Origin of the sequence: Streptomyces sp. NPDC087310, from assembly GCF_044744405.1 — a bacterium.
Lineage (GTDB): Bacteria > Actinomycetota > Actinomycetes > Streptomycetales > Streptomycetaceae > Streptomyces.
The window spans coordinates 1,302,421-1,323,946 of record NZ_JBIUYF010000001.1 but is presented as its reverse complement, the minus strand read 5'-3'; the positions used below and the strand labels follow the sequence as shown (position 1 = coordinate 1,323,946).

20 protein-coding genes and 1 pseudogene are annotated in these 21,526 nt (G+C 71.9%); 13 read left to right on the top strand and 8 right to left on the bottom strand.

Features of this window, described 5'->3' with window-relative positions:
- Positions 1-119 precede the first annotated feature (119 nt).
- The 3 genes from ACIO3P_RS05405 (at position 120) to ACIO3P_RS05395 (ending at position 5,291) form a co-directional block, all read left to right on the top strand.
- Positions 120-2,960 (top strand): ABC transporter permease, encoded by a 2,841-nt coding sequence (locus tag ACIO3P_RS05405; RefSeq protein WP_401855159.1) that lies wholly within the window; start codon positions 120-122, stop codon positions 2,958-2,960.
- Positions 2,957-3,997, top strand: a complete 1,041-nt coding sequence (locus ACIO3P_RS05400; protein WP_401855157.1) for an ABC transporter ATP-binding protein — start codon at positions 2,957-2,959, stop codon at positions 3,995-3,997. Before ACIO3P_RS05405 ends, ACIO3P_RS05400 begins: the two co-directional genes overlap by 4 nt.
- A gap of 67 nt (positions 3,998-4,064) precedes the next feature.
- Complete coding sequence (locus ACIO3P_RS05395; protein ID WP_401855154.1) at positions 4,065-5,291, top strand: hypothetical protein; 1,227 nt, start codon at positions 4,065-4,067, stop codon at positions 5,289-5,291.
- A gap of 900 nt (positions 5,292-6,191) precedes the next feature.
- On the opposite strand, the gene ACIO3P_RS05390 is transcribed toward ACIO3P_RS05395, so the two are convergent.
- Positions 6,192-6,410, bottom strand: a complete 219-nt coding sequence (locus ACIO3P_RS05390) for a DUF397 domain-containing protein (RefSeq protein WP_401855152.1) — start codon at positions 6,408-6,410, stop codon at positions 6,192-6,194.
- Positions 6,407-7,255 carry a helix-turn-helix domain-containing protein gene (locus tag ACIO3P_RS05385; protein ID WP_401855150.1) on the bottom strand — a complete coding sequence of 283 codons (849 nt, stop codon included), beginning with the start codon at positions 7,253-7,255 and terminating at the stop codon, positions 6,407-6,409. The genes ACIO3P_RS05390 and ACIO3P_RS05385 overlap by 4 nt, the downstream gene beginning before the upstream one ends.
- Positions 7,256-7,424: 169 nt before the next feature.
- Between ACIO3P_RS05385 and ACIO3P_RS05380 the strand changes: the two genes are divergently transcribed.
- On the top strand, positions 7,425-8,084 hold the full coding sequence (locus ACIO3P_RS05380; RefSeq protein ID WP_401855147.1) for an ATP-binding protein: 660 nt from the start codon (positions 7,425-7,427) through the stop codon (positions 8,082-8,084).
- Between the two features lie 15 nt (positions 8,085-8,099).
- Here the strand turns inward: ACIO3P_RS05380 and ACIO3P_RS05375 are convergent, their stop codons facing one another.
- The 4 genes and pseudogenes from ACIO3P_RS05375 to ACIO3P_RS05360 form a co-directional block, all read right to left on the bottom strand.
- A complete protein-coding gene (locus ACIO3P_RS05375; protein ID WP_401855146.1) occupies positions 8,100-9,026 on the bottom strand; it encodes a YDG/SRA domain-containing protein in 927 nt (308 codons plus the stop codon).
- A gap of 90 nt (positions 9,027-9,116) precedes the next feature.
- Positions 9,117-10,121, bottom strand: a complete 1,005-nt coding sequence (locus ACIO3P_RS05370; RefSeq protein ID WP_401855144.1) for an SEC-C metal-binding domain-containing protein — start codon at positions 10,119-10,121, stop codon at positions 9,117-9,119.
- Positions 10,122-10,393: 272 nt separating this feature from the next.
- Complete coding sequence (locus ACIO3P_RS05365; RefSeq protein ID WP_401855142.1) at positions 10,394-10,519, bottom strand: methyltransferase; 126 nt, start codon at positions 10,517-10,519, stop codon at positions 10,394-10,396.
- Positions 10,520-10,564: 45 nt separating this feature from the next.
- Positions 10,565-10,654 (bottom strand): annotated as a pseudogene (locus ACIO3P_RS05360) (methyltransferase); the annotation flags it as partial.
- A 239-nt stretch (positions 10,655-10,893) separates the two neighbouring features.
- Here ACIO3P_RS05360 and ACIO3P_RS05355 point away from each other — a divergent pair.
- The 3 genes from ACIO3P_RS05355 to ACIO3P_RS05345 all read left to right on the top strand — a co-directional run bounded on the left by ACIO3P_RS05355 (position 10,894) and on the right by ACIO3P_RS05345 (position 13,123).
- Positions 10,894-11,214 carry a DUF6412 domain-containing protein gene (locus tag ACIO3P_RS05355; RefSeq protein WP_384996219.1) on the top strand — a complete coding sequence of 107 codons (321 nt, stop codon included), beginning with the start codon at positions 10,894-10,896 and terminating at the stop codon, positions 11,212-11,214.
- A gap of 155 nt (positions 11,215-11,369) precedes the next feature.
- Positions 11,370-12,149: a YidC/Oxa1 family membrane protein insertase gene (locus ACIO3P_RS05350; RefSeq protein ID WP_401855140.1), complete on the top strand. Its 780-nt coding sequence runs from the start codon at positions 11,370-11,372 to the stop codon at positions 12,147-12,149.
- Positions 12,150-12,262: 113 nt separating this feature from the next.
- Positions 12,263-13,123, top strand: coding sequence for a fumarylacetoacetate hydrolase family protein (locus tag ACIO3P_RS05345; RefSeq protein ID WP_401855138.1), 861 nt, complete (start codon positions 12,263-12,265; stop codon positions 13,121-13,123).
- A gap of 175 nt (positions 13,124-13,298) precedes the next feature.
- Here ACIO3P_RS05345 and ACIO3P_RS05340 read toward each other — a convergent pair whose 3' ends face one another.
- Together ACIO3P_RS05340 and ACIO3P_RS05335 are read right to left on the bottom strand one after the other, a co-directional pair.
- A complete protein-coding gene (locus ACIO3P_RS05340; protein WP_329826905.1) occupies positions 13,299-13,775 on the bottom strand; it encodes a heme-degrading domain-containing protein in 477 nt (158 codons plus the stop codon).
- Positions 13,772-14,869 carry a Gfo/Idh/MocA family oxidoreductase gene (locus tag ACIO3P_RS05335; protein ID WP_329826906.1) on the bottom strand — a complete coding sequence of 366 codons (1,098 nt, stop codon included), beginning with the start codon at positions 14,867-14,869 and terminating at the stop codon, positions 13,772-13,774. Before ACIO3P_RS05335 ends, ACIO3P_RS05340 begins: the two co-directional genes overlap by 4 nt.
- A 150-nt stretch (positions 14,870-15,019) precedes the next feature.
- On the opposite strand from ACIO3P_RS05335, the gene ACIO3P_RS05330 reads away from it, so the two are divergent.
- The 6 genes from ACIO3P_RS05330 (at position 15,020) to ACIO3P_RS05305 (ending at position 21,407) form a co-directional block, all read left to right on the top strand.
- Complete coding sequence (locus ACIO3P_RS05330) at positions 15,020-16,315, top strand: ROK family protein (protein WP_401855135.1); 1,296 nt, start codon at positions 15,020-15,022, stop codon at positions 16,313-16,315.
- A gap of 157 nt (positions 16,316-16,472) precedes the next feature.
- Positions 16,473-17,378 (top strand): hypothetical protein, encoded by a 906-nt coding sequence (locus ACIO3P_RS05325; protein ID WP_401855133.1) that lies wholly within the window; start codon positions 16,473-16,475, stop codon positions 17,376-17,378.
- A gap of 209 nt (positions 17,379-17,587) precedes the next feature.
- Positions 17,588-18,367, top strand: a complete 780-nt coding sequence (locus tag ACIO3P_RS05320) for an HAD-IIA family hydrolase (protein WP_329826909.1) — start codon at positions 17,588-17,590, stop codon at positions 18,365-18,367.
- 93 nt (positions 18,368-18,460) lie between these two features.
- Entirely contained in the window at positions 18,461-19,306 is an 846-nt protein-coding gene (locus ACIO3P_RS05315) for a hypothetical protein (RefSeq protein WP_401855131.1), read from the top strand.
- A gap of 181 nt (positions 19,307-19,487) precedes the next feature.
- Positions 19,488-20,123 (top strand): class F sortase, encoded by a 636-nt coding sequence (locus ACIO3P_RS05310; protein ID WP_329827412.1) that lies wholly within the window; start codon positions 19,488-19,490, stop codon positions 20,121-20,123.
- Between the two features lie 180 nt (positions 20,124-20,303).
- Complete coding sequence (locus ACIO3P_RS05305) at positions 20,304-21,407, top strand: glycoside hydrolase family 6 protein (protein ID WP_401855130.1); 1,104 nt, start codon at positions 20,304-20,306, stop codon at positions 21,405-21,407.
- Positions 21,408-21,526: the final 119 nt, after the last annotated feature.

Genomic DNA, 21,526 nt, shown 5'->3' with positions numbered 1-21,526 from the left:
CAGGCCCGACAGGGTCGGCCGGACCGGCAGGGTCGGCAGGACCGGTCGGAACCTCCGGAACCTCCGGAACCTCCGGAACCGCAGGGTCGGCCGGAACCGCGCGCCCCGTAGCGCCCTGGGTGCGGACCCGGCTGCGTACGGCCCCCGGGGCCGCCGCAGCCTTCGGCGTGCTCGTCCTGCTCACGGCCTTCCTCGCCGCCGCGTTCCCGAGGGCCGTCGACGCGTACGAGAGCGAGGGGCTGCGCCGCGAGATCGCCGCCGCGCCCGTGACCGACACCGTGCTGCGACTGACCGCTCCCCAGGCGGGCCTGGAGTTGCCGGAGGCCGCCCGGGTCGCGGCGATGCGCCCCGACGCGTTGGAAGCCGTCCACCGGGAGGTCGCGGCGAGGCTGCCGAGCCCGCTGCGGGCCGACCTCGCCCAGTCGGCGTACGGGGTACGGACCGGCGAGGCCCTGACCGGCACGGACCGCTGGCTGCCGCGCCCCGACGCGATCCCGCCCCGCTTCACCCTGGCCACACAGTCGGAGCTGGCCGCCCACGCCACCGTACGGAGCGGACGGCTGCCGACCGCGGGCGCGGACGGCGCGGACGCGCGTACGAAGAAGCTGGAGGCGGCCGTGACCACGGCGACCGCCCGTGACCTGCGGCTGCGCGTCGGCACCGTACTCAACCTCAGCGATTCCGTCGGGACGCCGGCGCTCACCGTAACGATCACGGGGGTGGTCGACCCCCGTAGCCCGAACGGCAGTTACTGGTCGGCCGAACCGCTCCTGCGCACCCCGGGGCTGACCGCCCTGCCGTCCAAGCCACCGCAGCTCCGCTGGGAGGCGGGGCTCCTGCTGGCGCCCGAGGCGGCGCCCGCCCTCCTCGGTACGCGGACGGACACGCAGAAGTACTGGCGCTTCGCCCCCGCCATCGGAGAGCTGACCGCGGCGGACGCCCCGGAACTCGCACGGCTCACCGCTTCCCTCGAAGACGGCCCCGGCCTGCTGCGGATGCGGGAGATCGCGGGCGGGAACACGGTCGTGGAGACCGGCCTCGGCGCGATCGCCGGTCACCATCTCGCGACCCGCGAGGCGATCTCGCGCATCGTCGTCGTCGCGGCCTTCGGGATGGGCGCCGTCGCCGTCGTCGTCCTCGCGATGGCCGGCGGTCTGCTCGCCGCGGGCCGCGCCGCCGAACTCGCCCTGCTGCGCTCGCGCGGCGGCTCCCTGCCCGGCATCGGCGGACGGCTGCTCGCCGAGACCGCGGTGATCGCGCTGCCCGCCGCCGGGGCCGCCCTGCTGCTGGCGGTGCTGGTGGTGGACGGCAACGGGAGCGATGTGCGCCTGGCGCCCGCCGTGTACGGCGCGTCCGCCGTGGCGCTGATCGCCTGCGTGACGCTGCCGCTCCGGGGCGTCCTGCCGCTGCGCAGGCCGCGCGCGTACGGGGACCGCGACGACCTCGCGGCGGCGCGGCCCAGCCGTCGCCGTACCGTCGCCGAACTGACCCTGCTGGTGCTGGCCGTGGCCTCGGTGGCGGCGCTGCGCCGCAGAGGCACATCGTCCGCCGTCTCCGGCTCTTCCGGCTCCTCCGGCTCTTCCGCGGGTGCGGGCGGTGTGGGCGACCTGCTGGTGAGCGCGGCCCCCGTCCTGGTGGCGCTGATCGCCGCGCTCGTCCTCGTACGGCTGTACCCGCTGCCCCTGCGCTACGCGGCCCGCCCGGCGGCGCGGCTGCGCGGGATCGTCGGTTTCCTGGCACTGGCGCGCGCGGGCCGGTCGTCGTCCACGGCGACGGCGGCGCCGCTGCTGGCGCTGCTCATCGCCCTGACGACGGCGGCGTTCGGCGGGTCCGTACTGGCGGGCATCACGGACGCGCGCGACCGGGCCGCGCTGCTGGCGGTCGGGGCGGACGCCCGGATCTCCACGCAGGGCGACGCCGTACCGCTGCCGGCGGGCGCGGAACGGGCGGTGCGGCAGGTGGACGGCGTACGGGACGTGACGCCGGTACGGATCGACACGGCGGCGGACCCGGCGTCGCCGGACGGGGCCCGGTCCCTGTCCGAGAAGCCGGTCACCCTGATCGGCGTGGAGCCCGACGCGTACAGCCGGCTGGCCCGGCAGCGGGGCCTCGGGGCGTTCCCGGCCGGGGAGTTGACGGCGCGCGGCGAGGGCGGGGCGCTGAACGCGGTGGCGTCGCCCGGCACCGCGGAACGGCTGGGCACCGGGCCGCGCCGGATCGTCTCGGCGGCGGGCGAGATCACCGTACGGATCACCCTGGTCCGGTCCCACACCCCGGCCGCTCCCCGCACCGAATTCCTGCTGGTGGACGCGGCGGCCCTGGCGGCGTCGGAACCGACGACGCTGCTGATCACGGGGGAGCGGCTGAACGGGAAAGAGCTGAGCGAGGCGAGCAGGGCCACCCAGACCACCCAAGCCACCCAGACCACCCAGACCACCCAAGCCACCCAGACCACCCAAGCCACCCAGGTGACCCTGCTGACCGAGGAACGGGCGGCGTTCACCCCGTCGCCGCTCCAGTCGGGCGCCGAGCGGATCTACGCCGTGGCCGTCCTGGCCGGCGCGGTCTACGCGGTCATCGCCCTCCTCCTCTCCCTCCTGCACTCGGCGCCCGAACGGACCGCCCTGCTGGCCCGGTTGCGCACCATGGGCCTCACCGGCCGCCAGGGCCGTCTGCTGCTGGGCCTGGAGTCCCTGCCGCAGGCGCTGCTCGCCGCCGGGGGCGGCATCCTCGCGGGCTGGGCCACGATCCGGCTGCTGGCCCCCGGCATCGACCTGGCCCAACTCGCCGTGGGCTCCGCGGCCCAGGCCGACGGCGTGTCACTGAGCACGGACGGCTGGTCGCTGCTGCTCCCGGCCGGCGCGGTACTCCTCCTCGCGGGGGTGGTGGCCACCGGGCAGGCATGGTGGGCGGGCAGACGCGGATCGATCACGGAGCTGAGAGCGGGAGACACACGATGAAGGAACCAGCCCTGCCCCCCACCCCCACCCCTACCCCCACCCCCACCCTCACTCCCACCCTGACCGACCTGGAACGGCAGGCGACGGCCCACCGCGACCGCCCCTCGTACGGGCACGACGCGCTGATCACCTGCGACCGGCTGGTCCGCGTCTTCACCACGGACGGCGTGGAGGTGCAGGCCCTCCAGGGGCTCGACCTCACCGTCCAGGAGGGCGAGCTGATGGCCCTGGTCGGCGCGTCCGGCAGCGGCAAGTCGACGCTGATGAACGTCCTCGCGGGCCTGGACGTCCCCACGGCCGGCGCGGCCAGGGTCGCGGGCCGCGACCTGCTCACGATGAACGCGAAGGTCCGGCTGAACTACCGCCGTGAGGTGGTCGGTTTCGTCTGGCAGCAGACGAGCCGCAACCTCCTCCCCTATCTGACGGCCGCCCAGAACATCGCCCTCCCCATGCAACTGAGGGGCCGCGCCGCCCCAAGCAAGGCGAATTCGTCGAGGGCGAAGACAGGGGCGAAGCCGAAGACGAGGGCGAAGGCCGAGCGGACCAGGGACCTGCTGGCGATGCTCGGCGTCACCGACTGCGCCGACCGCCGCCCGCACCAGCTCTCCGGCGGCCAGCAGCAGCGCGTCGCGATCGCCGTCGCCCTCGCCAACTCCCCCTCCGTACTCCTCGCCGACGAACCGACCGGCGAACTGGACTCGGTGACGGGCGAGGAGGTCTTCGCCGCGTTCCGCCGGGCCAACGAGGAGCTGGGGACGACGATCGTGATCGTCACGCACGACCAGGCGGTCGAGAACGAGGTCCGCCGTACGGTCGCGATCCGGGACGGCCGCACCTCGTCCGAGGTCCTGCGGCGTACGGAGATCGACGCGGAGGGCCAGGAGTCCGTGGTGGCCCGGGAGTTCGCGATGCTGGACCGGGCCGGGAGGCTCCAGTTGCCCACGGAGTACACGGCGGCGCTGGGCATGGAGCAGCGGGTGATGCTGGAGCTGGAACAGGACCACATCCAGGTATGGCCGGACGGTCCGCAGGGCTGATTGGCGTACAGTCGCCAATTCGATTACTCAGCGTGACAAGAGCGGTGCTGGTGGGCATGCCCACCCCATGACCCGTACCGCACGCACCGCACGTACCTCACCCGATCCGCTGTCCGTGGCGCAGGACGGCCTGCTGACCACGTCCCGGCTCGTCGCGCTGGGTCTGGCCGGCTCCACGATCAGCCGCCGCTGCGCGCCCGGCGGTCCCTGGCAGCGCGTCCTGCCCCGGGTGATCCTCCTCCAGACCGGAGCGCCGAGCCCCCGTCAACGACTGCGCGCGGCGTTGTTGTACGCGGGGGAGGGGGCGCTGCTGACCGGCGTGGTGGCCCTCACGCTGTACGAGGTCAGGGCGGCGGGCCCGCCCTCGCGCCCGGGGCCGGTCGATGTGCTGGTGCCGAAGGGGCGCGCCCCGGGCAGCCGTTCGTACGTCCGTATCCGCACGGCCCGGCGCCCCGCCCCCGCCCTGCCGGTGCGGCGCCTGCCCTGCGTGAAACTGCCCCGAGCGGTCTCCGACGCGGTGCCGTATCTGCCGGACGGACCGGCGGTCACGGCCCTGTTGGCCGAGGTGGTCCAGCGTGGCCGGTGCACCCTCCAGGAGCTGACGGCCGCGCTGCGCGACAGCCACCGCGCGAGCGACCCCCGGGTGGTGGCGGCGTTGGAGGGCCTGACGGCCGGAGTCCGCTCGGTGGAGGAGGCCGAGGCCCGCCGCCTCCTGCGCGAGGCGGGCATCCCCGACCCGCTCTGGAACGAGCCCCTCTACTACCCCGACGGCACTTTCCTGGCCTGTCCCGACGCCCACTGGCCGTACGCGGCCGTGGTCCTGGAGATCGATTCCCGCGCCTGGCACCTGAGCCCGGGGGACTGGGAGCGCACCATGACCCGTCGCAACCTCATGACCAGCCAGGGCCTGCTGGTCCTGTCCGTCTCGCCGCCCCAACTCCGCGCCGACCCGGCCGCTTTCCTGACCCTGCTCCGCACCACCCTGGCCCGAGCCGCCGACCTCCCCGCGCGTACGGTACGGCGCCCTCAGGCCATGGCCCGCCCCAGAGCGGCAGCCCTGGCCTCGGCAGCCCGCGCCCGCACCCGCTCAGGCGCCAACGCTCCGACCGGCCGCACCGACGCGACCTCCCCCCGGCAGACCCCGCACTCCCCGTCACGAAGGGCCTCCGGCCGCCCCGGCGCCCGACACGTGGCACACTCCCCCACGCCCACCACCGGATCCGACGGCAGCACGGCGATCACCTCGGGCGGCAACTTGGCCACAAGCCGAGACCGTACAAGCCCGGCCGGATGATGTACGGGCACGGGCAGCCCACCGGTGAGGGCCCGCAGCAGCTCCTCCTCACCGGCCCCGCGTACGAACCACTCGGCGGCCAGCGGCTCCAACTCCGCGCACTCGGCGGCGGACAACGACAGCACGGCACACCGGCGCCCGACGGAGGCGAGCACGGCATACCCCCGCGACCGCGCGGGCAGCCGAGCCGGCCGACGCACCACGGGCTCCGCGACCGATTCCGATGCCTCATCGGAACGTTGTGGCGTCCAGGACTCACTGTCCCGGGCGACCCGGGAGAACCACGTACGAGTGACCCACCGCCCCCCGGCAGGCCCGACCACCATCTCCCGCCGCCGGAGGAGATGCCCGGCCCGCTCAAGGAAGTTCAGGGCGGTACGTAAGGCGCACTGCCCGTACTCCATCACCTTGGCCAGGGCCTTCACCGAGATATCAGCCCCGTCGGGCAGCCGGTCGATGAACCCGGCGATGGCGGCCTCACGCCCCGGCAGCAGCGCGAAGTCATCGGAGGAGGGGCCCGGTTGCCCGGCAACCGAACGCTTGCCGTACCCGGCACTGGCCATCGGGTGGGAAGCGGTGTGCGAGCGGGTCGGCGCATCACTAAACTGCGCATCAGCCAAGGGGATCGCCTACTTCGATCTCGTCGGTCAGGCCTCCGTCCGGTGCTACCAACACCAGGCGGAGGCTGTTTACGTCCAGGGGGCACGCTAGACGCTGCTCACCCTGAGTGGCAACTCAATCGCAAGAAGTCAACACCCGGGGAAGGGCGGGTGGGTGGGGAACTAGAACCAACCCATCCTCACAAACAGAGCTCGACTCCCGAAGCTTGGGCCCCGGCCCCACCGGCGCCCCCAAACACCCAGCTAACCCCCGATGTACGGGCGCCCGATCAGACGAAGCTCAAGCCCCGAGCCGCCCGCCGACCCCGTGGTGCCGCAACGCGCCGACGAACAGATCCCACGCACCAAGTTGCACAGCGACGTGGGGGCCCTGCGGTACCTTCGAGTCGCGGATTCCCACCTTGGCTGCTCCAGCAGCGGCTACCTCTACGCACTCGCCACCAGCACCGTTGCTGTAGCTGCTCTTCCGCCACTGGTCTCGTATGAGGGGCGAGGTCATCGAGCGTGATCCTCCATGGCTGAGTGGATCAGCGAAGCTGATCGCTGCGGGCTCAGGGCGAGCGCTCTGAGGTGGTCGAACGCCTTGGTGTAGATGCTTACATCCGAGGGGAGTTCGAGATAGACCGAGTCTGTCAGCCCCTCCCGATACACCACGTCAGGATCCTCTTGCTCCGGGAAGCCGAGCACAGTGAAGGGGCCGGTGCTCGGATAGGCCCCCGCGTCGTAGGGCAGCACCTGCACCGTTACGTTCGGCAGCTTCACCACTTCCAGCATACGTTCGAGTTGGCGGGCCATTACCTGGTGGTTTCCGATGACTTGCATGACCACGCTCTGGTGCACAACAGCCCAGACATCAGGCGGATTCGCCTGGGTGAGAAGTTCTTGGCGTCGCATGCGGACGTCAACGAGGCGTGGGATCTCGCTGTGCGGGAGGTCGGGTGTGACGCGGCTCAGTTCAGAGGTGTACTCAGCCGTCTGCATGAGGCCAGGGACAAACTCGCCCTGGTAGGTGCGCAGACTGCTGGCAGCCTGTTCGAGTCCCACGTACACGGAGAACCATGAGGGAACGGCACTGCCGTGCGCGTGCCACCACCCCTTGGTCTTCGACTGCTTGGCAAGAGACTTCAGTAGCTCACGCAACTCGTCCGTCGTCCCGTAGAAGCGGCACAGCGCATCGATGTCGGACGGTTGCACCCGCCCCTGTCCTGTCTCCAGCCGGTTGACCTTGGAACCGCTCCAGTCGAGCTCCTTCCCGACTTGATTGCAGGTCAAGGCGTGCTCTTCACGCAACTTCTTGAGTTCGATCGCCAGCCGTCGACGCCGCGCAGTAGGTGATCCGGCCACTTCAACTCCTCGTGAGACAGGGGAGGTTCCATCCCATCTGAATGAGGGTGGCCCGCCAATCACTCGTTGGAGGGAATCCCCCCGTGCACATTGCATAACGGGACGTGCGAGTGCCATCCTCACACACAGCGCGTAACTGGGCGCACACAGACGGCGGAAGGTGAGGCTCATGTCCACTGACCATCACGACTGCATGCAGAGAAAGCCTTGGGAGGTCCCGTTCCTGGCTGAACCGAGCGAGGTCGCCGGCCTGCGTCGGGTGCTCCGCATGCACATGGGGTTCTGGGGATTGCCGGAGGTCATCGCCCCGGCTCAGATCTGTGTCAGTGAGATGGTCACCAACGTCATCAGGCACGTGGGCGAAGGGACGCCGACGACGCTCGCGGTTTCGATACAGGGCACCCATGTGCGCCTCGAACTCCGCGACCCGGACACTCGCGCTTTTCCCACTCTTCTCGCACCCGACGATGACGCCGAGTCGGGGCGCGGGATGTTGTTAGTGGACGAACTCGCGGACCGATGGGGAGTCGTGCTTCGCCCAGACGTAAAGATCGTCTGGTGCGAACTAGCTACCACGCTGACGTCACCGTCAGGCCACACAGGTGGCCCCCGAGTTACCCGAAGCGAGGCTCTCCTGATGTCTTGCGCGGCAAAACGACCCCTGGGCGCCGAGGCGAGCAGCCCGCTCTCGGTCGCCGTGGCGGAGGAGGGCGCGATCGACGTGATCATCGACCTCCTCCACTGGCTGCGAGCCCACGGCTGTGACCCGGACGAAGCCCTCGACCGCGCCCAGGCGCACTACGAAGCCGAGTTGGCAGATTTGTGTTGATGTTGACCGAAAAGGCTACGCGAGCCGGTCCCCCCAGCGCGCGCGATGCTTTCTAATGAATTCGACACCTATTTCGTGCCCTCTTACGCGCTTCAGTTCTGAAACGAACCTTTGCGTAAGGCTGTCGATCACCTCGAACGAGTCGGTGATGAGGAGAGCGCCCCGGTCGAACCTGGCATGGCAATTTGGGCAGAGGCATAGGACGTTCTCAGAAATGTCTTTCCCGAAGTGGGGCTTCCCCACTGCCTGGATATGTGCTGCTTCGCTATATGCCTCACCTGTGGGCGAGACGACGAGGCGGTTGGCGCAGATCTGGCACGTATTGTTATGGAGGCTCTTGATGTTGCGTGCCACACTAGAATCACGCACAAGTCGATTTTGTTGGATGTATCGACGTGCTTGCTCTTCGAAGCCAGTGTCTTCGTCTGCTGCGGGATCTACCGGCTGAGGTGGGATTTTCTCGTCTTGAGTGATCTTGAGGAGTCGAAACTGGCAGATGCTGAAACCTTCTTGACCGAAGGTCATCCAGTGGTCTGCCACGCGATAGAGCCCGCGGTAGCGATATCCGCCCATGGCTCGACGTCGTGTTTTTCCTCTGATGTCGAGACCTTCAATCACCCGAACGGGGAGACCGCGGGCCTGGGAGACGACCAGGGCGGCATTGCCGTCCTCGGTGATTGATTGGTCGGATACCATTCGGCCAGTTTCTCGATCGCGTCCCCCCTCGCCGGTGTATTTGATCTCGTCGCCTTCGTCGGCGTCGTCAATGTACCCACCGGATAGGACGATGGAGTCGGCACCTGTTTTCGCTGTTCCGGAGATTCCTCGGCCACTGAAGCGATGCAGCCCATGTTTGTGAAGATCTCTGTGGCCTTTGAACCAATCTCCTTCGGCAACACCATCTGGGGTACCAAACTCAGCTTGCTTCGACTCACTCGGCATAGGTCATGGTCTCACTATGTGGTTCCAGGGTTCCATGTTGTTTCTTGGTCGAGCGATTCGGGCAAAAAGGATGGCCCGGCCCTGTGGCCTTCAGGAAGCCACCCCGTGGCACTCCCGGTAAGCCTTCGTCGAGCCGCACCAGCAGGCCGCGTTGCGGGACGGGGGCCACGGGGTGGCTCGGCCTCGGGCTGCCAGGGTGGTGGCGTATTGGGGGAGCAGGACCGGGTGGGTGGGGGATGACTGTTCCGAGGCTGCGAAGGCTTCGTACGAGGGGACCGTGGCCGTGACGATGCCCAGGTTGGGGGTGCCCGCGGCGGCGAGGTCGCGGAGGGCGGATTCGATCTGGGCCAGGTGGGCTTCGTGCGAGGGGTACTCGGCGGTGAGCGAGGGGTACGCGGCCAGGAGTTCGGAGAGTTCCTGGGCCGGCCAGTGCAGGAGTGCCACCGGGAAGGGTCGGGACAGGGCGGTGCGGTAGGAGCCCAGTTCGGCGCGGAGGCGGGTGATCTCGGCCTGGAGTTCGTCCGGGTTGTCGGAGCCCAGGGCCCAGAGGCGCTTCGGGTCGTGGAGTTCGTCGAGGGGGACGGCGGCCGGGTTGACGCGGTCGGCCAGGGCGTCCCAGTCGTCGTGGTGCAGGCCCAGCAGGCGGCGGACGCGGTGGCGGCCGATCAGGAGGGACTGGGTGGGGTACGGGACTTCCTCGCCCGGGGAGAGGAGCAGTTCCAGGGCCGTGGTGAACGAGTCGTGGGCCGCTTCCAGCTCGTCGTGGGACTCCAGGGTCTCCGCCACGATCTCCCACGGCGCCGGGTCCAGCGGGGCCGCGGTGCGCAGGCCGTCGATGATCGCGCGGGCCTCCGCCTCGTGACCGTACTCCCAGAGGTTCGCGGCCTGGAGCGCCTTCACGAGGTGGGGGTGGTCGGGGGACGCCGCGAGGAGCGAGTCGTAGAGGCCGGTGGCACGGTCGCGGTCGCCGGCCAGTTCCAGGTGGGCCGCGGCGCGGAGGAGCAGAGGCTCGTGGTCCTCGGGGTACCGGGCAGCGGTGCGCAGCAGGCGCTCGGCTTCCGTGGTGTGGTCGGCAGGCAGCATGTCGGGGCGCATGGTCCACACCGTACTGCCGTACCGCGCAGGGGTGGAGGGGAAGGGGAAGAGGGAGGGGAGAAGGGGGAGGGAGAGGGGAGCGGGCGGGGGTGGGTGGGGCGTGGGGCGGGGCGGGCGTGAGGCGGGCGCGGGGCGGGCGCGGCAGGCCCCGGGCCCGTCCTGTGCTCCCCGGCCGGTCCTGCCACCGGGCCGGTCCTGTGCTCCCCCGGCCGGTCCTGCCACCGCGCCCGTCCCGTCCTCCCCGGCCGGTCCGGGGCAGCCGGGGCCGGCCGTCAGAGGCGGCAACTGATCTCCATGCCGTCCTCGGCGGGGAAGGGCACGCTCCGGTAGCCGTTCGCGGGGTCGTGTACGTAGGCGAGGTACGGGGCGAGGTCGGGCAGGTCGATGTCGTCGGCCACGACGAGTGTGCCGGGGCGCAGGTGCGGTTCGAGGAGGCGCGGGACCGGCAGGCACAGGTTCTTCCAGCCGTCCGGCAGGACGAAGTCCGTGGGGCCTGCCAGGTCGGTGAGGGTGGTGCGGGCGTCGCCCTCCAGCAGGGTGATCAGGTCGTCCAGGCCGGTCTCGACGAAGGTGCGACGAGCCGGTCGGACCCGCCTTCGCCGACGGGCTCGTCGACGCGTTCCTCCGCCGGCACGGGCTGACCCCGCCGGCCGCCCCCGTCGGCTGATCCCGCCCGGCTTTGTCGTTCTTCTGTACGATCCGGCGCCCGCCGCCCATCGTGTATAACGAAGGGGAAGTGATGGACGGAGCGAGCGACGGAGGAGGCAGGCATATGGTCCGCAGTGCGCTGCGCCTGTTGCGCCCGGCCCTTCTCCTGGTCTTCCTCCTCGCCGAGTTCCTGCTCCTCGACGCGAGCAGCCTCTCCGCCGCCGTCGCGCTCGCCGCGACCGCCACCGCCGCCGCGGGCTCCGCCCTCGTCGTCTGCGCCGTGATCACCGCGCGCTCGGTGCCCGCGCACCCTCCGCACCGGGTACGGACGGCCATCCGCGACCGCGAGCAGCGCACCGCCTTCCTGCCCCAGCGCGATCCCGACGCCTCGGGCCGCACCAGGCCCCGAGCCCCCGGCCGTTCTCTGCCGACGGCCTTCGCGTAGGGGCACACCCCGCCACCGTTCTCTCTCCGGGTACCCCGCGCCGGTCGTCACGCCCCGTTGCGCCGCCGCGCCTCGATATCTCGATGCCTTGATGCCGAGCCGAGCCGCAGCGTCTGCCATTCGTCCGGCACGCCGAGACCCCCGGAGGGCTCACCTTGTCCGCGTTCATGTCCGTATTCGCCCACCTCGTCGGGCAGCTCGCCGATCTGCTCCAGCCGCTGTTCCACGCGGGCGCCGCCGCCGCGGCGATCGTCCTGTTCACCGCGTGCGTACGGCTCGCGGTCCATCCCCTGTCGCGGGCCGCCGCCCGAGGGCAGAAGGCCCGTACGAAGCTGGCGCCGCAGATCGCCGAACTGCGCAAGAAGCACGGCAAGAACCCCGAGCGCATGCAGAAGGCGCTCATGGAACTGCACACCAAGGAGAAGGTCTCGCCGCTCTCCGGCTGCCTGCCGAGCCTGGCGCAGATGCCCGCGTTCTTCCTGATGTACCACCTCTTCTCCAGCCGGGAGATCGGCGGCGAGGCCAACGAACTCCTCGGCCACTCCCTCTTCGCCGCGCCCCTCGGTGACCGCTGGACGCACGCGCTCGCCGACGGTGGGGTCCTCGGCGGCGCCGGGCTCGTCTACCTGGGGCTCTTCGCGATCGTCGCCGGTGTCGCCACCTTCAACTACCGGCGTACGAAGATCCAGATGGCGAACGCGCCCGCGATGCCTGCGGGCCCGGACGGACAGCAGGTCCCCGGGGCCGGCGCGATGACCGCGATGACGAAGATGATGCCGCTGATGTCCTTCGCGACGCTCTTCACCGTCGCCGTCGTACCGCTGGCCGCCGCGCTGTACGTGGTGACCAGTACGACCTGGACGGCCGCCGAGCGGTACTTCCTCTACCGGGACGCGCCGGTCGCGGGCGCCCTCGCCCCCGGCACCGCGATGTAGGGGCCCCAAGGGTCGGGCCGGGGCGTCCACGGGGTGGTCGGGGTCTTGCCCCGGCTCCCGCGTAATGATCGGATGTCTCGCAGACCGGGCCGACCAGAAGGAGATCAGAGACCATGAAGCTGCTGCGTGTCGGTACGGCGGGGGCGGAGCGCCCGGCGCTGCTCGACCAGGACGGGGCGACCCTCCGGGACCTGTCCGGGCTGGTCACGGACGTCGACGGGGCGCTCCTCGCCGACGAAGCCGCGCTGGAAAGGATCCGGCGGGCCGCCGCATCCGGCGAGCTGCCCGTGCTCGACGGCGCCGGGACGCGCGTCGGGCCGCCGCTCGGGCGGATCGGCAAGATCGTGTGCATCGGGCTGAACTACCACGACCACGCCGCCGAGACCGGTGCCCAGATCCCCGCCGAACCGATCATCTTCTTCAAGGCGCCGGACACAGTGATCGGACCTGACGACACCGTTCTCGTTCCCCGGGGCAGCCTGAAGACCGACTGGGAGGTCGAACTCGCCGTCGTCATCGGCCGCACCGCGCGCTATCTGGACTCGGCGGAGGACGGGCTCGCGCACGTCGGCGGGTACGCCGTCGCGCACGACGTGTCCGAGCGCGCGTTCCAGATCGAGCGCGGCGGTACGTGGGACAAGGGCAAGAACTGCGAGACGTTCAACCCGCTCGGGCCCTGGCTGGTGACTGCCGACGAGGTGGGCGACCCGCAGGCGCTCGGCCTCAGGCTCTGGGTCAACGGGGAGCTGAAGCAGAACGGGACGACCGCCGAGCAGATCTTCGGCGTCGGGGAGGTCGTACGGTACGTCAGCCAGTTCATGACCCTCTACCCCGGCGACGTGATCAACACCGGGACCCCGGCGGGCGTGGCGATGGGCCGGCCGGAGCCCAAGCCGTATCTGCGGGCGGGGGACGTGGTGGAGCTGGAGATCGACGGGCTGGGGCGGCAGCGGCAGGAGCTGAAGGACGCCTGACGGGCGCGGTGGCCGGGGGACGGGTAGTACGGGTAGTACGGGTAGGGCGAGTGGGGGCGCGGGCGCGGGTGGGGCGGGTGCGGGTGCAGGTATGGCGGTACGCCGTCCTGGCCGCGTCCCGCAGTACGCCGTCCTACCCGCGTCCCCCTGTACGGTGCCCTACCCGTACCCCGCCTCAGCCGCGCAGCTTCTCCAGCGCCTCCACCACCAGCGCGTGGTCCTCGACCTGCGGCAGGCCCGAGACCGTCACCGTGCCGATGACGCCCGCGCCCTTCACCGCGATCGGGAACGAGCCGCCGTGTGCCGCGTACCGGTCCGGGTCCAGGCGCGAGGACTCCTCGAACGTGGTGCCCTTGGCGCGGAAGCGCGCGCCGACCAGGAGCGAGGCGGCTCCGTACCGCTCCACGACCCGGCGCTTGCGGTCGATCCACGCGTCGTTGTCCGCCGTCGAGCCCGGCAGCGCGCAGTGGAAGAGCTGCTGTGCGCCCCGGCGGATGTCGATCGCCACCGGCGCGCTCCGGGCGCGCGCCAGCTCGACCAGCAGCGTGCCGAGCGCCCAGGCATCGTGGTAGGTGAAGTGGGGGAGCGTCAGGCGGGCTTCCTGGGCCTCCAGTTCGGCGACCGTGGGCGCGGTGTTCGCGGGGGTGTTCATGAGTGGGGAGCCTCCAGGGTGATCGCGGTGCCCTCGTGCGCCGAACGCACCGCCGCCTCCAGGACATCGAGCGTCGCCGCCGCCTCGTACGCGGTCACCGGCGGCGGTGTGCCGTCGCGCAGCGCGGCGGCGATCGCCGCGTAGTACGCCGGGTAGTCGCCCGGTTCGGTCTCCACCGGGTGGCCGCCGCCGGTCAGCGGCGAGTCGCCCGCGCCGAGCCGGCCCCACAGCGACTCCGGCTCCAGGCCCCAGCCCGCCCGGCCGCAGCCCGGCCGCCGGCCGGCGCGCAGATCCGCCTCCTGGGGGTCGAGGCCGTACTTCACATAGCCCGCCTTCGAGCCCAGCACCCGGAAGCGCGGGCCGAGTTGGGCCGTGGTGGCGCTGGCGTACAGATGCGAGCGGACGCCGCTGGCGTGCGTGAGCGCGATGAACGTGTCGTCGTCGGTCTCGGCGCCCGGACGCCGTACGTCCGCCTCCGCGTAGACCCGTACCGCCGGACCGAAGAGCACCAGCGCCTGGTCGACCACATGGCTGCCCAGGTCGTACAGCAGTCCGCCGATCTCCTCCGGGGCGCCCGACTCGCGCCAGCCGCCCTTGAGCTGGGGCCGCCACCGCTCGAAGCGGGACTCGAAGCGCTGTACGTCGCCGAGCCGGCCGGTGCCGAGGAGGCGGGTGAGGGTGAGGAAGTCGTTGTCCCAGCGGCGGTTCTGGAAGACGGAGAGCAGCAGCCCGCGCTCCTCGGCCAGCGCCGCGAGTCCGCGCGCCTCGGCGGCGGTGCCCGCGAGCGGCTTGTCCACGACGACCGGCAGACCGGCCTTGAGCGCGGCCGTCGCGATCGGGACATGCGTCCGGTTGGGGGAGGCGATGACGATCAGGTCCAGCTCGTCCGCCCGCTGCCACAGCTCTTCCGGCGTCGCCGCGAACCGTACGTCCGGGAACTCGGCGCGCGCCTGGACCCGGCGCTCCTGGGCGGCGGTCACGACCGTGTCGAGGACGAGTCCTTCGGTGGCGGCGATCAGCGGGGCGTGGAAGACGGAGCCCGCGAGGCCGTAGCCCACGAGTCCGACGCGCGGAGGGGTGCCGGTACCAGTCATGCATCCACTTAAGCAACGGTGTTTCCAAAGTGCAAGACCGGTGGACAATGGCGGTGTGAGCAGAAGTACGGGGACCGGTGCGGGCAGGGGCAGGGAGACGAGGATGGACACGGGGACGAGGACGAGGGCGGGGATGAGGGCGGGGTGGGCATGAGCGCGAGGGCGGGCGCGGGCTCCGGTGGGGGCGCGGGCGGCTCCGGGGCGAATCTGCCGGTGCTGCGCGGGTACAACGCCGCGCTCGTGCTCGACCTGCTCCGTACGGCGGGCGCGGGCGGCATCAGCCGGCTGGAGCTGGCCGAGCGCACCGGGCTCACCCCGCAGGCGGTCAGCAAGATCACGGCCAGGCTCCGCAGGGAGGGCCTCGCGGCCGAGGCAGGGCGCCGCGCCTCCACGGGCGGCAAGCCCAGGACCGTACTGCGGCTGGTTCCGTCGGCCGCGTACGCCGTGGGGCTGCACCTCGACCGGGACGAGCTGACGGCGGTGCTGGTGGACCTGGCCGGCACGCCCATCGCGGTACGGAAGGTCCCGTTCGACCTGGGGGCGGGCGCGGAGCAGGTCGTCGCGACGGCGGCGGCACAGGTCGAAGCGGTACGCGACGACGCGGTACGGGCGGGTGCGGTACGGGCCGACACGATACGGGCGGACGCGTGCGTGGCCGGTGTGGGCGGATCCGGGGGTGACGGGTCCGGGGGTGACGGGGGTGACGGATGCGGGCGTGACGGTGAGCCGCTGGGGGTCGGGGTCGCGATGCCGGGGCCGCTCGACCACACGACCGGCGTGCCCGGCCGGGTCACCGGCTTCCCGGGGTGGGAGGGGTTCCCGCTGCGCGACGCCCTCGCCGCCCGGCTCCGGCTGCCCGTCGTCCTCGACAGGGACACCAACGCCGCCGCACTCGGACTCGCCCTGCGCGGTTCCGGGGGAGTCGGCGGCGCCGGGAACTCGTTCGCGTATCTCCACCTCGGTACGGGGCTGGGCTCCGGGCTCGTTCTCGACGGCGTACTGCACCGGGGCGCGCGCACCGGCGCGGGCGAGTTCGGGCACCAGGTCATCCAGCTCGACGGGCCGCTGTGCTGCTGCGGCAACCGCGGCTGCGTCGAGGCGCTCTGCCTGGCCGCCGTCGCGCGCGGCGACGTGGCGGAGGCGGCGCGGGTCCTCGGCGCGGGTGCGGCGAACCTGGTCGCGCTCCTCGACATCGACCGCGTCCTGCTCGGCGGCCGGACGATCGCCGCGCACGAGGAGCGTTTCGTACGGGGCGTACGCGCCGTCATCGCCGAGCGCGCCGGGGGCGTGGGGATCCCCGTGGAGCTCGCCGGGGGAGGCACGAACGCGGTCGCGGAGGGCGCGGCGCAGTTGGTGCTCGCGCCGGTGTTCGGCCGACGGCGCGGGGCCGGTACGGGGGTGACCGGTGGGGCTGAGGCGGCCGGGGCGGGCGCGCTGGGCCGATGAGGTGCACTTATGTGACTTTGTGACTTTCCCGGGGGTGTGGCGCACCGGACGGGACGCGGGCCCATGACAGCGTCGGGGCGCCCCGACCGCCTCGCTGGGCGGTCGAGGTGCCCCGACCGCCCAGCGACCAGCGAAGGCCGTGTCTGCCATGCGCCCCGTGCGACCGCTTCCTCTCCTCGCCGCCGGCCCGGTACGCGCCGGAGCCACCGCGGTCGCCGCGGTGGCCGCGATCGTCGCCCTCGTCACGCTCGCCCTGGCCCCGCCGGCCGCCCTGACCTCCGCCTCCCCGGCCGCCGCGGGACCGGGGCGGAGCTGCGGCAGGGTGGCCGACCCCGACTTCCCGATCAGGACCGAGCTGCGCGGCGGCCCCGGCGCGTACCGGGCCGGTGGCGCGGCCGGGGAGTGGTCGCTCGACCTGACCAACACCACCGGCGCGGAGTGCCGCCACCTCCACCCCGTGGTGATCCTCTACGACCGCGAGCGGGTGCTCGACGTCTCGCACGTGACGCTGGAGATGGCCGACGACCAGGGGCGCATGCGCGCCCTGCCGCTGGAGCGGACCGACCAGGACGAGATCGTCGCCGTACCGGACGACAGGTCGCCCGGCTTCACCGTGCCAGCGCACCGGACCGTCACCGTCCGCGCCCGGCTGGCCTTCGCGGCGACGGCCCGCCCGAACGAGATCTCGGCCACCGCCGCGACGGTGCAGCGCAGGGGGGACGGCGGCGACTGGGTCGGCGCGTCCAACACCTACCGCTTCGCCGTCGCCGCGCCCGGCGGCCGGGAGCGGGACACCGGTCGCTCCTCTGTCTCCGCCACTGCCACTGCCACTGCCTCCGCCACCGCGCCTGCCTCCTCCGCGCCGGTCGCCCCGGTCGCCGCGTCCCCCGGCCCATCGGCCGGCGCTTCGAACGGCGATCCCGAACTCGCCACCGCAGCAACCGCGGGAACCGCGGGAACCCGCGGCGACCTCCTCGGCCGGGTCGTCGCCGCCCTGGCCCTGCTCACCGCCGGCACCGTCCTCGTCCTCGGCGTCCGCCGTCTCCGCGACCACCGGCCCTGACCACGAGCGAACGCACCACGAGCGAACGCACCACGAGCGGACGCACCACGAGCGGACGCACCACCACCGGGCGCACCGCGACCGACCTGTGGAGGCCGAGCCCCGTGCCGTCCCTAGAGCGCCCTGGTTAGGCTGGGAGGCGAGTCGACGGCAGGTATCCGGCCATCCGGCCCACAGATATTCGGCCCCGCAGAGCGGAGAACAGTCCAGTGGCAGAGCGCAAGCCGATCGAGTCCTGGCTCACCGACATGGATGGCGTCCTCATCCACGAGGGCGTTCCGATCCCCGGCGCCGCCGAGTTCATCAAGCGGCTGCGGGAATCGGGCAAGCCGTTCCTCGTCCTCACCAACAACTCGATCTACACCCCGCGCGACCTCCAGGCCCGGCTCGCCCGGATGGGTCTCGACGTGCCCGTGGAGAACATCTGGACGTCGGCGCTCGCCACCGCCAAGTTCCTGGACGATCAGCGGCCCGGCGGTACGGCGTATGTCATCGGCGAGGCCGGACTGACCACCGCGCTGCACGACATCGGGTACATCCTCACCGACCACGAGCCGGACTACGTCGTCCTCGGCGAGACCCGTACGTACAGCTTCGAGGCCCTGACCAGGGCGATCCGGCTGATCAACGGCGGAGCGCGGTTCATCTGCACCAACCCCGACGAGACCGGCCCGTCGACCGAGGGCCCGCTGCCCGCCACCGGCGCCGTCGCCGCGCTGATCACCAAGGCCACCGGCAAGGACCCGTACTTCGCGGGCAAGCCGAACCCGCTGATGATGCGGACCGGGCTCAACGCCATCGGCGCGCACTCCGAGACCAGCGCGATGATCGGCGACCGGATGGACACCGACGTCCTGGCCGGTCTGGAGGCGGGGATGGAGACCTTCCTCGTACTGACCGGGGTCACCACTCCGGACGACGTCGACCGGTACCCCTTCCGCCCCTCGACGGTCGTTGACTCGATCGCCGATCTCGTCGACCGCGTCTGAGCACGTCAGAGCGGTGTACGGGGTGACGACGCGCCGTTGAGGATGCGAAAACCCCGCGCACGGGTGAGCCTGGCCAGTACCAGGAGGTTCACGATGCGTACTGCTCTGCTCGCTCTCCGTGCCACGGGTGTGGTCACCGTCCTGGTGACCACACCCGTCCTCGGCACCGCCACCACCGCCCAGGCCCATGACGCCGTCCGGGTCACCGTCATCCCGTCCACCGCCGCCCCCGGCGACCAGGTGGAGATCCGCGCCGAGGGATGCAGGAGCCGCGAGGCCGTGGCTGTGTCCCGGGTCTTCACCAACGACGCGAAGCTGATCCCCAGCGCCTTCGGCGAGGACTGGAACCGGGACCAGGCCGAGGCGGCCAGGAACCCGGAGAAGCCCGTGCCGCTCACCGGCCACGCACGGGTGAAGGCGTCCGTCACCGGGGGGCGGTACGAGATCGACATCAGGTGCGACGGCCACAGCCACGCCGGCTCGGGCAGCTTCGACGTCGTCGGCAAGAGCCGCCCCGACCCGGCCCGCCACGACCCGGCCCGCCACGACCCGGCCCGCCACGACCGAGGCGACGGCAACCGCGGGAACGGCGACCACCGGGACCATGAGCGCGGCGACGGCGACCGCAGGGACCACGAGCGCGGGGACCATGACCGCCGGGACGACGACCGTCGCGACAACGGGCGTGGGGACCACGACCGGCCCGGCCACCACCGCGAGCCCTGGTCCCCGGTCAGGGCCGGCGGCGGCGGTACGGCGCGACTCGCCGCGGAGGCCGCGCCCGCGAGCCCGGCGGCGGAGCACAAGTCCGCCGGAACGGCCGGCCCCGGCACCCCGCACGCGGTGATCGGTCTGATCCTGGCCGGGGTCGCGGCGGTCGCCGTGGCCTTCAGGAGCGTACGCAGGCAGCGTACGGCGGCAGGGCGGGACACGGACTGACATGTTCTCAGGGCACCGTTTCTCAGGGCGTGCGTCGGATCGACGCCTCATAGGGCACTGCTCCCATGGACCCTGTCCGCCAGGCCACTGTCCCGTGGACCACTGCTCCTGGGGGCGCCGTTCCCGCTGGCACCGCGGCGGCTACGGCTACGGATACGGGTACGGCTACGGGTCGGGCCGGATGCTGACCGGCGTGGCCTGGGCCGTACTGCTGCTGAGCCTGTGGATCTGGGGGCGGGACGGCCACGTACCCGGTACGGTCTCGGGCCCCACCACCGGCGACGTGGCCGCGGTCGGCCGCCCGCTGGGCGTGCCGCTGCCACCGTCCCGTACCCCGCTGGACTCCCCACCGGAGGCGGGCACTCCGCAGCGGATCGAGCTCCCCTCCCTCGGCATCGAGGCGCCCGTCGTGGCCCGCGGGCTCGACGCCGCCGGGGCGGTCGACCCGCCGCCGTACGCGACGCCGGGCACGGTCGGCTGGTACGGCGCCGGGGTCCGGCCGGGCGCGGAGGGCGCCGCGATCCTCGTCGGCCACGTCGACACCAAGACCGAACCGGCCGTCTTCTACGGACTCAGCTCCGCCAAGCCGGGCGAGAAGGTCCGCGTCGCCCGCGCCGACGGGAGGACCGCCGAGTTCACCATCGACGACGTACAGGTCGTCGACCGGGACCGGTTCGACGCGAAGAAGGTCTACGGCGCCCACGAGAAGTCCCGTGCCGAACTGCGCCTCATCACCTGCGGCGGCACCTTCGACCGCGCCGAACAGGCATATACGGCGAACGTGGTGGTCTCGGCCTATCTGACCAACGTGAGCTGACCAACGTGAGCTGACCGAGGTGAGCTGACCGACGTGAGCTGACCGTACGAGGGTGTGCGCCACCGGCGTAACGCGCCGGACGCCGGGACCGGTATGCCAGGATTGGCGGCCCCGGACGAGGAACCGGGGAGGGGGCCCGCGAAGCGGCGATCACAGGGGCAGCGCACCAAGGGGGAGTGGATGTACGGCAGTTATTCCCGTCGCGGACACAGCGGTACGGGAGGTGTCCGGACGGGCCCGGGACCCCGGACGGAACCGGGGGGCCGCAGGGGCGGGGCGGTCGCCGCGCTCGCCGTCGTGGGGGCGACGGCGCTGCTGCTGGCGGGCTGCACGTCCGGCGGCGGGGACGGAGACGGCGACGGCGACGGCGACAAGAAGGCGGCGCCGATCAGCCAGCGCCCCAAGGCGGAGGACCCGTACTGGGTCAACCCCGAGGGCGGCGCCGCCCGGCAGGCCGCCGCGTACACCGAGAAGGGCGACAGCGGGAACGCCGCGCTGATCCGGAAGATCGCGGAGCAGCCGGCCGCCGAGTGGATCCTCCCCGACAACGCGGAGGCGCAGACGAAGGGGTTCACGGAAGCGGCGGCGAAGGCCGACCGGGACGCCCTGCTCGTCCTCTACAACATCCCGCACCGCGACTGCGGCCAGTTCTCCAAGGGCGGCGCCTCCGACGGCGACTCCTACCGGGCCTGGGTCGACCAGGTCGCGCGGGGCATCGGGGACCGCAGGGCGACGGTGGTCCTGGAGCCCGACGCCGTACTGCACCTGGTGGACGGCTGTACGCCGGAGGAGTTCCACGAGGAGCGGTACCACCTCCTCAAGGGCGCGATCGAACGGCTCAAGCAACAGCCCGCCACCACGGTCTACCTGGACGCGGGCAACGCGGGCTGGCAGAGCCCCGACGCGCTCTTCGAACCGCTCCAGTGGGCGGGCATCGGCGCCGCCGACGGCTTCTCGGTCAACGTCTCCAACTTCTACCCGACCGACGCGAGCAAGGACTTCGGCAAGCGGCTCTCCGCGAAGGTCGGGAACAAGCCCTTCGTGATCGACACCAGCCGCAACGGGAACGGCCCGTACAAGGGCGGCGATCCCGGGGAGAACTGGTGCAACCCCCCGGGGCGCGCCCTCGGCGAGCGGCCGACGGTGCGGACCGGTGACCCGCTGGTCAAGGCGTACCTGTGGATCAAGCGCCCCGGCGAGTCGGACGGCGACTGCAAGGGCGGCCCCAAGGCGGGGGAGTGGTACGCGAAGTACGCCCTGGACCTGGCGCGCAACGCGAAGTAGACAGGTCGGGTACCGAAGGCCCTGCCCTCCTGGCCAGGGCCTTCGGCCTGCCGAGCCGCCGCCGAGCCCCTGCTGCCCCCGCCGCCCCTGCCGCCTCCTTCGCCCCGTACCCCTTACTG

Bases quoted from the DNA above. Each gene is read 5' to 3' on its own strand.
- ACIO3P_RS05400 (WP_401855157.1), top strand. From the start codon at position 2,957: ATGAAGGAACCAGCCCTGCCCCCCACCCCCACCCCTACCCCCACCCCC.
- ACIO3P_RS05395 (WP_401855154.1), top strand. From the start codon at position 4,065: ATGACCCGTACCGCACGCACCGCACGTACCTCACCCGATCCGCTGTCC.
- ACIO3P_RS05390 (WP_401855152.1), bottom strand. From the start codon at position 6,410: ATGACCTCGCCCCTCATACGAGACCAGTGGCGGAAGAGCAGCTACAGC.
- ACIO3P_RS05380 (WP_401855147.1), top strand. From the start codon at position 7,425: ATGTCCACTGACCATCACGACTGCATGCAGAGAAAGCCTTGGGAGGTC.
- ACIO3P_RS05375 (WP_401855146.1), bottom strand. From the start codon at position 9,026: ATGCCGAGTGAGTCGAAGCAAGCTGAGTTTGGTACCCCAGATGGTGTT.
- ACIO3P_RS05370 (WP_401855144.1), bottom strand. From the start codon at position 10,121: ATGCGCCCCGACATGCTGCCTGCCGACCACACCACGGAAGCCGAGCGC.
- ACIO3P_RS05355 (WP_384996219.1), top strand. From the start codon at position 10,894: ATGGTCCGCAGTGCGCTGCGCCTGTTGCGCCCGGCCCTTCTCCTGGTC.
- ACIO3P_RS05345 (WP_401855138.1), top strand. From the start codon at position 12,263: ATGAAGCTGCTGCGTGTCGGTACGGCGGGGGCGGAGCGCCCGGCGCTG.
- ACIO3P_RS05340 (WP_329826905.1), bottom strand. From the start codon at position 13,775: ATGAACACCCCCGCGAACACCGCGCCCACGGTCGCCGAACTGGAGGCC.
- ACIO3P_RS05335 (WP_329826906.1), bottom strand. From the start codon at position 14,869: ATGACTGGTACCGGCACCCCTCCGCGCGTCGGACTCGTGGGCTACGGC.
- ACIO3P_RS05330 (WP_401855135.1), top strand. From the start codon at position 15,020: ATGAGCGCGAGGGCGGGCGCGGGCTCCGGTGGGGGCGCGGGCGGCTCC.
- ACIO3P_RS05315 (WP_401855131.1), top strand. From the start codon at position 18,461: ATGCGTACTGCTCTGCTCGCTCTCCGTGCCACGGGTGTGGTCACCGTC.
- ACIO3P_RS05310 (WP_329827412.1), top strand. From the start codon at position 19,488: ATGCTGACCGGCGTGGCCTGGGCCGTACTGCTGCTGAGCCTGTGGATC.
- ACIO3P_RS05305 (WP_401855130.1), top strand. From the start codon at position 20,304: ATGTACGGCAGTTATTCCCGTCGCGGACACAGCGGTACGGGAGGTGTC.